The sequence below is a fragment of the Paenibacillus thermotolerans genome (assembly GCF_028745515.1).
In the GTDB taxonomy this organism is placed as follows: Bacteria; Bacillota; Bacilli; order Paenibacillales; family YIM-B00363; genus Paenibacillus_AE; species Paenibacillus_AE thermotolerans.
Genome location: NZ_JAQZSG010000001.1, coordinates 304,255 through 316,684 on the forward strand (window position 1 = coordinate 304,255; position 12,430 = coordinate 316,684).

The window sequence follows — 12,430 nt, forward strand, 5'->3', positions numbered from 1 at the left end:
GGTACGTATTCGTTTGTGGCAGTAACCGGATGCGGCAGGCGCAATAAAAAAGCCCGGCAGCAGCTTTGCAGCTGCCCGGGCTCGGATGAAAAGCATCGTAAAGGAACGGTGAAATACACGGCGTATATCCGAATCAACCGCACGACACGGCTATATCCGCCACGTCATGAGTCCGGCCCCGTAAACACACTGATCCCGCTTCATCCGCCCGGTAACAGGCGCTTGCCGCATCGTTCGCGTCAAGTTCGTAAGCGTAAGCATCAGTGTTATTGCTTCATCGGTCTACGGAGACCTCCTTGATTGGATTCTTTGTGAGTTTACAACATTTTGCCGCGGAATACAATAATGTCGTTGGCTCGAATCGATCCGCTGCCGGTTAGAGAGTGCGGAGCTGCCTTAGTGCAGCGCCGCCTCGTCATCCGTACGCGCCGGTTTGCGCACCGTAATCTGCACGATATCCCCGAACGGAATCCATACGGTTTCTTCCCTGCTTGCCAGCTTCACGTAACGGCCGAGCGGATCGACCTTCTCGACGATGCCGACGCTCGTCTCGTCCTCGAACGGCCCGAACACCGTAACGGCCGTCTCCGAGCCGCTTTCGAGCGCCTCCGCCAGCGCGAGCGACAGCTCCTCGATCCGCTGTTCGTCCAGCTCCGGCTTGGCCCGCTCTCCGAGCCGGCTCCGATGGGTGCGAATCGCTTCCTTATGCTGCGGGAGCATCATGCGTGTCGCCTCCCATATTCCGTTGCCGCGCAATTTTTTGCCGCGTTGCTGTGCCATGCTCTTCGCCCCCCTTCTTTATTTGTAGTGGCCGCCGATTTTGGCGGCTCGCCCGTACGCCTGCCCCCCGGGCCCGGCCGAGACGGCCCGTATGAGCGCCGCGACGCCGAAGCGCGCCTTAATATCGTCCGTCGTGCGCTCGAGCGCCCGGAATTTCTCCCGCTCGTCGTCGAACTCGAGCTGGTACATGTCGTCGCGCACAAGCCCGCCGAGCGCGATCGAGAGCTGCCGCACCGGACGTCCGTTCCAAAATTGATGGAACAGCTCGACCGCCGCGCGGTATACGTGGTTCGTCACCTGCGTCGGCTGTAGCAGCGTCGTCTGCCGGGAGAAGCCGAAGTCGAACCCGGCGCCGGCGCAGCCGACCGACAGCACGCGACCCATCACCCCGCGGAACCGGCACCTGCGGCACACCTCCTCCGCAAGCTCGAGCAGTACGGTCTCGATGTCTCGCTTCTCCCCGTAGTCCCGCGGCAGCGTCATGCCGTGCCCGATCGCCTGCTGCGCCCCGTCGTGCGTTCCCGGCGTGACCGGCGAATCGTCGATGCCGTTGGCGGTGCGCCACAGCACCTCGCCGTTGATCCCCCATTTCCGCTTCAGCGTCTCGACCGGAGTTCGGCCCAGGTCGCCGATCGTGTATATGCCCATCCGGTGAAAATGCCGCGTCATCCGGCTCCCCACGCCGAATAAGCCGTGCACCGGCTTCGGCCAAAGCTCCTTCTCCACGTCCGCCTTCGGCAAATAAAAAATCCCTTCCGCATTCTTCTTCGCGAACAGGTCGCACGCCATCTTCGCCAGCACCTTGTTGTCGCTGATGCCGACCCGCGCATAGACGCCCGTCTTGTCGCTGATTTCGCGCTGAATGCGCATCGCCGCCGCCCTTACATCTCCGCCGTGCAGATGCAGGCTGCCCGTCAGCTCGCAAAACTGCTCGTCGATCGAGAACGGCTCGACTGCGTCGGCGTAGCGCTCCATAATGCGCGTAATTTGCATCGATACGTCGATATACGTCTGCATGCGGGGACGCAGCACGACGAGCTCCGGACATTTGTTCATCGCCTCCCCGAGCCGTTCCGCCGACGTAACCCCCCATTTCTTCGCGAGAGGGCACGCCGCCAGCACGATCCCGGAGCGAATCTTCGGGTCGCCCGCGACGACGACGGGCCGGTTCGCGTATTCGGGCCGGCTTGCCTTCTCCACGCTGGCGTAAAAGCTCTGCATATCGACCATCATCACTACTCTCGGCTTCGCCAATCCGTCATCACCCGTTACTTTTCGCAATCGCGAACACAAAAACAGGAATATATGTTCGTGTTCCCTTATTATACACCGAACGTATATTCCTATCCAGCCCAAAAACCGTTACCGGAACATATTCCATAATTTGATCAAATGCAGCGCATTGTTCGGATCGATTTTTTGACTGATGATAAAGCGGATAATCTGGTCCGATTGATTGTCGTTCAGCTTCTCCCCCACCGCCTTCGAGGTAAGCGCGAGCAGTTTTTTGACCTTGGCGCGGTCTTGCAAATCCACCTTGGTGACGTTATTCAGCACCGTTTTGACCCGCTCCTTGACGACGGGATCCTTCAGCTTCGTCTTTACTCTCTCCACCAGCTCCGGGCTGATTCCGTATTTTTCGTATGCCGCCATATCGTTCCTCCCTTGCAATGCTGCCGAAAGCTTTTTACTAATTGTATGAATGAAAATCCGCTAAACTGCCTGGCCGTATGAATCAAGCCCAACGAAAAAATGGCACTAGTAATTACATACTCCGGCGTCTGCACCAAAAAAAGCGCAGCAAGCATAAGCCCGCTGCGCTCAAACATGGTACTCCCTTATACGATCAACTGGACACCAAGTGAATTGGTGCCAAAGTTTGGTACTAACTCCACCAAAACTACTTGAACCGAAACCGTTTACACCAAAATTTGGTGCTAACCCCATCAAAACTACAGGAACCAATCAAGCTAGCACCAAAACTTAGTACTAACCCCGCAAAAACAGCCCAAACCGAGGTGGTTAGCACCAAAAAGTGGTCTAACCTACCAAATGGAGGCGCACGCACTCCATCACGTACGCAACGCGCCTAATCCAACTGCTCGCCCTGGAACATCTGCTCCTTCAGGAGCAAGGAACGCAGGGCGGTGTATTTCACGTTCGTCCAGAACTCGCCGCCCTGCACGAGCGCCGCGGCGTCGTCGCGGGCCGCCTCGAGAACGGCAAAGTCCGCCGACAGGTCGGCCAGCCGAAACTCCGGCGCGCCGCTCTGCTTCGTGCCGAAAAAATCGCCCGGCCCGCGAAGCTCCAGATCGCGCCGCGCCACCTCAAAGCCGTCGTTCGTCTCCGTCATGACGCGCATCCGCTCGCGGCCTTGCTCCGACTTCGGGTCGGCGACGAGCACGCAGTACGACTGATGCTCGCCGCGGCCGACCCGGCCCCGCAGCTGATGCAGCTGCGACAGCCCGAACCGCTCCGCGTCGTACACGACCATCACCGTCGCATTCGGGACGTCCACTCCGACTTCAACGACCGTCGTCGATACGAGCACGCCGAAGGCGCCGTCCTTAAACCGGCCCATCACCGCTTCCTTATCCGCCGCCGTCATGCGCCCGTGCAGCAGGTCGACTTGCTCCGCGCCGAACACGCCCTGCAAACGCACGCACATATCCAAAGCGTTCTCAAAATCCAGCTTGTCCGATTCTTCAATGAGCGGACAAATCACATACGCTTGCCGCCCCGCCGCCAGCTCCTTGCCGATCATGCCGAGCACCCGGTCCATCGCGCTGTGCTTCACCCAATACGTCTTGATCGGCAGCCTGCCCTTCGGCAGCTCGTTCAGCGTCGAGACGTCCATATCGCCGAACGCGGTGATGGCAAGGGTGCGCGGAATCGGAGTCGCAGTCATCGTCAATACGTCCGGGTTCATTCCTTTCCGGCGCAGAATGGCGCGCTGCTGAACCCCGAACCGGTGCTGCTCGTCGGTCACGACCAAGCCGAGCGCGTTGAAATATACACCCTCCTGGATCAACGCGTGCGTGCCGACGACGATATCGGTCATGCCGCTCTGCAGTCCCGCAAGCACGTCTCTTCGCTGCCGCTCCGTCATCGATCCGATCAGCAGCCCCACTTCGACCCCGAGACCGTCGAACAACCGCGACAGCGAGCGCGCATGCTGCTCCGCGAGTATTTCCGTCGGCACCATCAACGCGCCTTGACGTCCCGCTTTGACGCATGCGTACAGCGCAACGGCGGCGACGACGGTTTTGCCGGCTCCGACGTCCCCCTGCAGCAGGCGGTTCATCGCATACGGCTCCTCCAAATCGCGCAATATATCGGCAACGACATGCTTCTGGGAGTCGGTCAGCTCGAACGGGAGCGACCGGACAAACCTCCGCACTTCTTCGCGGTCGAAGGAGTGGGCTACGCCGTCCTTTTTTCTGCGCGTCATCGCCCGGTAAGCCTGAAGCTTAAGCTGAAACAAAAACAGCTCCTCATATACAAGCCGTCTCCGCGCTTGAACCCCATCATGCTGTCCCGAGGGCTGGTGAATGGCAGCGATCGCCGCAGATCTGGCAACTAACCGGTACTTGCGCACGAGCTCTTCCGGCAGCCATTCGGGGATCAGATCGCCGTATTGCTGCAAAGCCGTCGCCATCACCTTGCGAAACCAAGCCTGCGACAGTTCGCCGCCGAGCGCGTACACCGGTTGAACCGTGCCCGCCCGCTGCGTTCCGGCATTCGGAAACTCGCAGGTCGACACGGTCAGCTGCTTGCGGGCGCGATCCCATTTGCCCGTCAACACGACCTCGCTGCCGGAAGCAAGCTTGTCCTTCAAGTAATGCTGATTGAACCAGACCGCCGTGAACGAAACGGCCCCGGAGGCGGCCCGGCAAACAAGCCTCGACTTCTTCCTTCCGTACATTTGAAGCGACGGAACGCCCATCAGCACGGCGGATACCGTGACCCGCTCTCCGTCCCCGGCCTCCGACAATTCCCGAATGCGAAAATCCTCGTACCGGTGCGGGAAAAACTCAAAAAGACCGCCGACAGAAACAATCCCGAAGGATGCAAGCTCGCGGGCTTTGGCATCGCCTACGCCGCGCACTTGATCCACCGGGATTTGGAATACGTCTCTCATCACGCTTTCGCCGGGGTCATAAACAGCCCCAGCGTTCCCGGTCCGACGTGGGTGCCGATGACGGGACCAAGCTCATAAAATGATGCGGTTCGTACGTTAAAATGCTCTCTTATAACCTGCTCCAGCTCTTTGCTCGGCTGCTCCGCGACCGCATGAACGATCGAAATATCGACCTCTTTGCCGTTGAAATCGTTTTTGAGCAATTCCACGATTCGATTCATCGCTTTGCGGCTGCCTCTCACCCGATCGACCGGGTAGATCGTGCCCTCGTCGTCGATCGATAAAATCGGCTTAATATTCAGCAGCGAACCGAACACCGCCGACGCTTTGCCGATTCGCCCGTTCTTATGTAAGTACTCGAGCGTATCGACGAGAAAGTACAAGCGGGTCTGCTGCTTCGTCGTTTCGATGAGCTGCAGTATTTGTTCCGCGCTTGCGCCGGACTGCGCAGCTTCCGCGGCAGCCATCGCAAGTATGCCTACGCCGAGCGATGCGGTTTTGGAGTCGACGATATGAATGTTAGACTCCGTACCGAGAAGCGATTTGGCGAGAACGGCGGACTGATACGTGCCGCTGAACGCCGAGGAAAGATGTATCGAAATAATTGCGGTATCCGGCTCTTCCAATAATTTTTTGTATTTCTCAAGAAAATCGACGGGAGACGGCTGAGACGTCGTCGGCATCTCCTTCGCCGCCGCAAGCTTCTCGAAAAATTGATCGGCGTGGATCGTAACGGAGTCGAGATACGTTTCGTTGCCGAAATGAACCTTTAGCGGGACCATCTCGATGCCCAGCCGCTGTCGAATGTCGAGCGGAATGTCCGCCGTGCTGTCGACGACGATTCGCACGTTTGCCATAGCACAATTCACCTCATCACGAGTCGGTGGTTTTCCTTATTCGGCGGAAAACAGATACGCATATACCGGTTGGCCGCCCGGCAGCAGTTCATATTCCGCATCCGGGAACTGCTCCTCTAATAATGCAGTTAACTTCTCCGTGACGGCATCATCCGCATCCGCCCCCAGCAAAACGGTAACCATCTCATCGCCGGAAACTAGCATCGCGCGAAGCAGCTCCGAGCAAGAAGCGAACATGTCCGGCTCCGAGACGACGATTTTTCCGTCCAAAATGCCGATATAATCGCCTTCTCGAATCGTTACGTCGTCGATGGAGGTGTCCCGAACCGCATGTGTTATTTGGCCGGATTTCACCTTCGAAGCGGCCCGCTGCATCTGCTCGACGTTGCTGTCGATGTCGGCGCCCTCTTGGAACGCAAGCACGGCTGCGAGTCCTTGCTGGATCGATTTGGTCGGAATGACGAACAGCGGCGTTTCGGAAAGCTCCATCGCCTGTCCCGCAGCCAAAATGATGTTGGAATTGTTCGGAAGCACGAACACATGCTCCGCGTTCACTTGGCTCACGGCATTCAAAATATCTTCCGTGCTCGGGTTCATCGTTTGGCCGCCCGAGAGAACATAATCGACCCCTACGCTTGTAAAGATGTCGGCGATGCCTTCGCCGGCCGCAACCGCAATAATGCCGTAAGGCTTCTTCGGCTCGACGGCGGCGGCAGGCGCCGGATTGTCGTCCGCAGCGGCTGGCAAGTCGTAATCTTGATTTAAAATATGTGAATGCTGTTCGCGCATATTTTCGATTTTGATGCGGGTCAAATCGCCGTATCTCATGGCGTAGTTCATCACTTCGCCGGGCTGCTCGGCGTGAATGTGAATTTTGACGAGATCTTGATCGGCTACGACCAGCAGCGAATCTCCAAGCTTCTCGAGCTCGCGCGTAAATTCCGGCTCGTCGAATACGACGCCGGGAGTTTTCCCGCCCGGAGTCAGCATAACGATAAATTCCGTACAATATCCATATTCAATCGAACCCGTATCGATGTGCGCTTGTGCAGGAACATATTCGCGGGCCTTCTTCTCTTCCGCTCTGACAAGCTCAAGCGCATCCGCCGGAATAACGGAATAGTCGGTCTTGGCTCTCGTATCCGCGGCAGGTTCGGCCGCTTCGCCCGTAAGCGCGGCGTAAAAACCTTCGTAAACGAGCACGAGGCCTTGTCCGCCAGAATCGACGACGCCGACTTGCTTGAGTACCGGCAGCAGATCGGGGGTCCGGGCAAGCGCTTCATTCGCGGCGTTCAGCGTATCGCGCATCACCGTCTCCAAATCCGGAGCCCGGCGCGCGGATTGAAGCGCAGCCTTGGCCGCCTCCTTGGAAACGGTAAGAATCGTGCCTTCAACCGGCCGGACTACCGCCGCATAAGCGGTCTCCACGCCTTGCTGAAGCGCAGCGGCAAATTCGGCGGGGCCGACGGTTTCCATAGCGGACACGCTCTTGGCAAAGCCTCGGAACAGCTGGGAAAGAATTACGCCCGAATTGCCGCGCGCACCCATCAGCAAGCCTCTTGCCAGCGTTTCCGCGGCTGGGCCGATCCGATCGGACGGCTTCTTTCTGAGCTCTTCCGCTCCGGAGGTCAACGTTAAATTCATATTCGTTCCGGTGTCTCCATCCGGTACGGGAAAGACGTTCAATGCGTTAACCCGCTGAACTCCCGCACTCAATCGCGCGGCGCCCGCAAATACCATCGCCGCAAATTCAGCACCATTTATTAAGCGCTTACTCAATTTCATTCTCCTTCCTAAGGTGAAACGCGAACACCCTGCACGAAAATATTGACGAAATCTACGTGCAAGCCGACAATATCGTTCAGTACGTATTTTACTTTCGATTGGATATTGTGGGCAACCTCAGAAATTTTGGTACCATAGCTAACCACAATATACAAGTCGATATGCACGGCATCCGTCTCGCGCCGCACGTCCACGCCGCGGCCGAGGTTTTCTCTGCGCAACAGCTCCGCAATCCCGTCCTTCAACTTGTTCTTTGAGGCCATGCCCACGAGTCCATAACATTCCAAAGCGGCGGACCCGGCAATCGTTGCGATGACTTCGTCGGTTACGTGTATTTTCCCTCTGTCCGTGTCTATTTGAATGGGCATCTGTATTCCTCTCCTTCGGTACTATGTCATATTATGGACTAAGGCTCATTGTACTATATTAAACGTCAGAAATAAATGCAAAACCTCTCGATCGTCCGAGTTGACGAAACTTTTTATGATATGGTATAGTTTTAGTTATGTTTGCCACGGAAGGGTGGTGTCTGTAATGGCTCGCAAATGCTTCATCACCGGTAAAACACCGGGCACGGGAAACCACGTTTCTCACGCGAATAATCGCAACCGCCGCTCTTGGGGCGTTAACGTACAGAAGGTTCGGATTCTCGTGAACGGTAAGCCGAAGCGCGTATACGTAAGCACTCGCGCGTTGAAATCCGGTAAAGTGACTCGCGTATAATCGCGTGTTGGACAAGGCAGGAAGCCGCTTCGTTTCGCTATTGCGCGACGGAGCGGTTTCTTTTATGCGCTCTTTAACGACGAATGACAAAAAGCACCCGATCGGGTGCTTTCACCGTTTGCGCCTCAAACTCCCAGCCTCTCTGCCGCTGCCTGCCGCCGCGTAACGGAACCGTTAATTTTTGTTAAACGCGTTCAATAACGTCTTGACAAAGCCGCCTAAGAATTTAGGTAGTTTGATTGTATAAAACCTCATCTCTACCCCTCCTCGCAATAGTAACGCCGCCTCAGCTCTTTCCATTTACCCTACGTACAGCCTTTATAGCCTTATTGTATTCATGGAATTCGGAAATGTGCCTACTTTTGCGAAGAAACGGGAAGAAAAGTTGCATGCTCGTATCAACGGGCGAGCGTCAAATCGAAGCTTCCCGCAGCGCGGATATGGCCGCCGGCCTGTCCTTCGCGCCGAAGACGGAGCTGCCCGCCACGAGCACGGATGCGCCGGCTTTCACCGCTTCTTTCGCCGTGTCGACGGCGATGCCTCCGTCCACCTCCAGCTCCACGCGCCCTTCCAGGCCTTGCTCGCGAATCCACTTGCGAACCTGGGCAATTTTGCCGAGCGTCGAACGAATGAACGATTGCCCGCCGAACCCCGGGTTGACGGTCATAATCAAGACCAAATCGACATCGGGCAGCATCGGCAATATCCATTCGGCCGGCGTTGCGGGATTGACGGCCACGCCCGCCTTGACGCCTTGGTCCTTAATCAGCTGTACGACGCGGTGCAGATGCACGCACGCCTCCGCATGAACCGTGATCAAATCCGCGCCTGCCGCCGCAAATTGCGGAATGAAGCTCTCCGGCCGCTCGATCATCAAATGAACGTCCAGAAAGAGCGATGTGCGCGGACGCAGCGCTTCGATCACCAGCGGGCCGAACGTTATGTTCGGGACGAAATGGCCGTCCATGACGTCCAGATGCAGCCATTCGGCGCCGCCCGCCTCCACCTCGCGCACTTCTTCAGCCAGCGAGGCAAAATTGGCGGCCAAAAGCGACGGTGCGATAATCGCCATTTCAGTACCTCCGTTTCCTCTCCTTTATTTCCGTCAAAAACAGTCCGTAGTGCTCATACCGCGAAGCCGGGATGCTGCCGGATTCGACGGCTTCGCGCACGCGGCAGCCGGGCTCGCTGCGGTGCAGGCAGCCGCGAAACTTGCACTCTGCCGAAAGCTCCGCCATCTCGGGGAAGGCGCCGGACAGCCGCTCCGGCTCCATCTCCGGAAAATCCAGCTGGGAAAATCCCGGCGTGTCGGCGACAAGCCCGCGCTCCCCGAGAGGAAACAGCTCCACATGGCGCGTCGTATGCTTGCCGCGGCCTAATTTTTGGCTGATTTCGTTCGTCTCAAGCGTAAGTCCCGGAACGAGCCGGTTCATCAGCGACGATTTGCCGACACCGGACTGGCCCGCAAACACGGTGACTTTCCCGTCGAGAGCGCTGCGGAGCTTGTCGATGTCACGCTGCAGCCTGGCACTCGTTACAAACACTTGGTACCCGATCGATTCGTACGTTGCGGCGATCGATCCGATCCGCTCGCGGAGCGCCGCGATCTCCTCGCCTTCGCCGTCCAGCAAATCGGCCTTGGACAAGCAAATGACCGGGCGCAAGCCCGCAAGCTCGGCATGCACCAAAAATTTGTCCAGCAGCTGCAAGCCGAGCGCAGGCTCCGCCACCGCAAACACGAGCAAGGCCGTATCCGCGTTCGCGATCGGCGGCCGGATCAGCTCCGTCGTACGGGGCAGCACGTCCGTTACGGTGCCGTCGCTCGTTTCGTCGCCGGAACGCTCGAACAATACTTTGTCCCCTACCAAGGGCGTAATACCCTGCTTCTTGAACAAGCCTCTCGCTCTGCATTGCACCGCTTCTCCGCCGTCATGCGGCTTTACATAATAATAACCGCTTAATGCTTTGACGATCATGCCTTCAAGCATTGGTTTATAAGCCTCCCGGTGCGGTTACGTCCTCTGACAGCCCGTCCGCGGAATCGTCCGCAGCATCTGCCGGCGGGTTTTCCGCCGCCGGCGGCTCCTGCGCAGGCTCCGGCTCGAATCCTGTAGACGCGCTGCCTCCCGATTCCTTAGCTTGGCGGTTCGTCCACGTATAATGGCCGATTTTGACGTCGTCTCGGTATATTTCAATAACGGCGTTCTTCGACGGCGAAGTGACCAGCTCAACGCTGAACGTCTCGAACTGCGTCACCTTCTGCCTCACCGCTTCCTTGCTGTCGCCCATCGCGTCGCTGACGACGATGCGGATTACGCTCTCCACGCCGTCCTGCTGCGGGCCGACCGTCACGTCGTAGTTCGTCACGCGCGCATCGTCGGGAAGACCGGAGCTGACGTATATTTGAATCTCGTCGCCCGGCGGCGTCACCATCTGGCCGGGCTCGTAAGGAAACTGCTTGAACACTTTGCCGACAGGGAAATACGCCTTATCTTTAATGATGTTTCCTTCCTTCAGCACGAGATTTTCCCGTTCAAGCAGCGCCCTCGCCTCATTCGGGTCGCGGCCGATCAAATCCGGCATCGCTACCTGATCGCGCCCCTTGCTGACGATCAGCGTGACGGACGAGGAGAGCGGATCGATTTCCTCGTCCGCGCTCGGAAACTGCTGCAGCACCGTACCCGGGTCTTGATCGGAGGCTTGCTCCTTTTTCTCGATTTTATCCCCCGGGATCCCCGCTTCCTCCAATGCCGCGATCGCATCCGAAAGCTTCTCCCCTTCGACGGGCGGCATGATCACCTTCTGGATGCCCTTGCTGACGAACAAACGGATTTCCGTATGAATTTTCGCTGTATCAGGAGTCATCTTGTCTTGACGAATGACGTAATTTTCAGGGACGTCCCGATTGAATTCAAATACCGGATCGGCGACTTTTAGCTGAACGGCCTCCAGATCCGCCTTAGCCTTCTCGAGCGGCAGTCCGGTCACGTCCGGAACACGAACCTCCGGAATGACGAGCGCTTTTTGCATCGCTTGGACGCCGTACCAGGCGCCGCCAAGCAGCAGCAGCATCACCGCGAACCAGATGACCGGCTTTACCCACGGGTTTTTCCGTTTCTCCTGTCCCGGCTCCTCGTATTTATCGTCGCGCCATACCGGCGCTTCCCCGCCCGCTCGCGCCTCGTCGGAGGAAGCTTTATCCTGCGGCTCCAAGCCGCGGATCGCCGGCATGATGCGGGTAGCGTCCTCATCGTGCCCGTCGTCGCCGGCGTACGTCCATTTCGGCTCGTTCACCCGCTGCGGCGAAAGGCACGTCTCCAAATCGCGAAGCATTTCGCCGGCCGTGGAGTACCGCTCCTCCGGTTTTTTCCGCATCGCTTTGAGAATAATATTTTCGACGCTTTGCGGGATCATCGCATTGACCGAACGGGGCTCCTCCACGTTCTCCTGCAGATGCTTCAAAGCGACGGAAATCGGGCTCTCGCCGAGGAAGGGAAGCCTTCCGGTCAACATTTGGTACAATACGATGCCTACCGAATAAATGTCCGACTTCTCTCCGGCGGAGACGCCCTTCGCATGCTCCGGCGAAAAATAATGGACGGAGCCGATGACGGAGCCGGTTTGCGTAATGGAGGACGACGTCGCGGCGCGCGCGATGCCGAAGTCGGTTACCTTCACGCGTCCGTTCGTGCCGATCAATATATTATGAGGTTTAATATCGCGATGAATAATTCCGTTGGCATGGGCGGAGCCCAGCGCATCGCAAATTTGCGCTGCGATCCGCACCGCGCGCTCCACCTGAAGCGGCGCCTGTTCTTTAATAATGTCGTTTAAGTTCGAGCCTTCTACAAATTCCATAACGATAAAATGCGTTTCTTCGTCCTGGCCGACATCGTACACGTTGACGACGTTCGGGTGAGAGAGCGACGCAGCGGATTGCGCCTCCCGGCGAAACCGGCGGACAAATTCTTCGTCATGAACGTATTGCTGGCGCAGCACCTTTACCGCGACATTGCGGTTCAGCAGCGTATCCCGCGCTTTGTAAACGAGCGCCATCCCGCCGCCGCCTACGCGTTCCAGCATTTCATAACGTCCCGCGAGCAAATTTCCTGTCACCCGGTCTCACCCCTTCTGCTGATCGATT

The 12,430-nt window shown here is 57.6% G+C and carries 12 protein-coding genes; 1 reads left to right on the top strand and 11 read right to left on the bottom strand.

Going from position 1 to position 12,430, the window contains the following annotated elements; genetic code table 11:
- Nucleotides 1-396 precede the first annotated feature (396 nt).
- The 7 genes from PT964_RS01505 to PT964_RS01535 form a co-directional block, all read right to left on the bottom strand.
- Nucleotides 397-780, bottom strand: a complete 384-nt coding sequence (locus tag PT964_RS01505; protein ID WP_274361535.1) for a YolD-like family protein — start codon at nt 778-780, stop codon at nt 397-399.
- 18 nt (nt 781-798) lie between these two features.
- Nucleotides 799-2,034 (bottom strand): DNA polymerase IV, encoded by a 1,236-nt coding sequence (locus PT964_RS01510; RefSeq protein ID WP_274361536.1) that lies wholly within the window; start codon nt 2,032-2,034, stop codon nt 799-801.
- A gap of 108 nt (nt 2,035-2,142) precedes the next feature.
- Nucleotides 2,143-2,433 carry a stage VI sporulation protein F gene (locus PT964_RS01515; protein ID WP_274361537.1) on the bottom strand — a complete coding sequence of 97 codons (291 nt, stop codon included), beginning with the start codon at nt 2,431-2,433 and terminating at the stop codon, nt 2,143-2,145.
- A 436-nt stretch (nt 2,434-2,869) separates the two neighbouring features.
- Complete coding sequence (gene recG, locus PT964_RS01520; protein WP_274361538.1) at nt 2,870-4,921, bottom strand: ATP-dependent DNA helicase RecG; 2,052 nt, start codon at nt 4,919-4,921, stop codon at nt 2,870-2,872.
- Complete coding sequence (locus PT964_RS01525) at nt 4,921-5,778, bottom strand: DegV family protein (RefSeq protein ID WP_274361539.1); 858 nt, start codon at nt 5,776-5,778, stop codon at nt 4,921-4,923. The genes recG and PT964_RS01525 overlap by 1 nt, the downstream gene beginning before the upstream one ends.
- A gap of 36 nt (nt 5,779-5,814) precedes the next feature.
- On the bottom strand, nt 5,815-7,563 hold the full coding sequence (locus PT964_RS01530) for a DAK2 domain-containing protein (RefSeq protein WP_274361540.1): 1,749 nt from the start codon (nt 7,561-7,563) through the stop codon (nt 5,815-5,817).
- Between the two features lie 8 nt (nt 7,564-7,571).
- Complete coding sequence (locus PT964_RS01535) at nt 7,572-7,931, bottom strand: Asp23/Gls24 family envelope stress response protein (protein WP_274361541.1); 360 nt, start codon at nt 7,929-7,931, stop codon at nt 7,572-7,574.
- 166 nt (nt 7,932-8,097) lie between these two features.
- Here PT964_RS01535 and rpmB point away from each other — a divergent pair, with 166 nt between their 5' ends.
- Nucleotides 8,098-8,286, top strand: a complete 189-nt coding sequence (gene rpmB / locus PT964_RS01540; RefSeq protein WP_274361542.1) for a 50S ribosomal protein L28 — start codon at nt 8,098-8,100, stop codon at nt 8,284-8,286.
- A gap of 174 nt (nt 8,287-8,460) precedes the next feature.
- On the opposite strand, the gene spoVM is transcribed toward rpmB, so the two are convergent.
- From spoVM to pknB, 4 genes are all read right to left on the bottom strand, one after another.
- Nucleotides 8,461-8,541: a stage V sporulation protein SpoVM gene (spoVM, locus tag PT964_RS26470; protein WP_274361635.1), complete on the bottom strand. Its 81-nt coding sequence runs from the start codon at nt 8,539-8,541 to the stop codon at nt 8,461-8,463.
- 157 nt (nt 8,542-8,698) lie between these two features.
- Entirely contained in the window at nt 8,699-9,358 is a 660-nt protein-coding gene (gene rpe / locus PT964_RS01550; protein ID WP_274361543.1) for a ribulose-phosphate 3-epimerase, read from the bottom strand.
- 1 nt (nt 9,359) lies between these two features.
- Nucleotides 9,360-10,274 (bottom strand): ribosome small subunit-dependent GTPase A, encoded by a 915-nt coding sequence (gene rsgA, locus PT964_RS01555; protein WP_274361544.1) that lies wholly within the window; start codon nt 10,272-10,274, stop codon nt 9,360-9,362.
- Between the two features lie 4 nt (nt 10,275-10,278).
- Nucleotides 10,279-12,402, bottom strand: coding sequence for a Stk1 family PASTA domain-containing Ser/Thr kinase (gene pknB / locus PT964_RS01560; protein WP_274361545.1), 2,124 nt, complete (start codon nt 12,400-12,402; stop codon nt 10,279-10,281).
- Between the last annotated feature and the right edge of the window lie 28 nt (nt 12,403-12,430).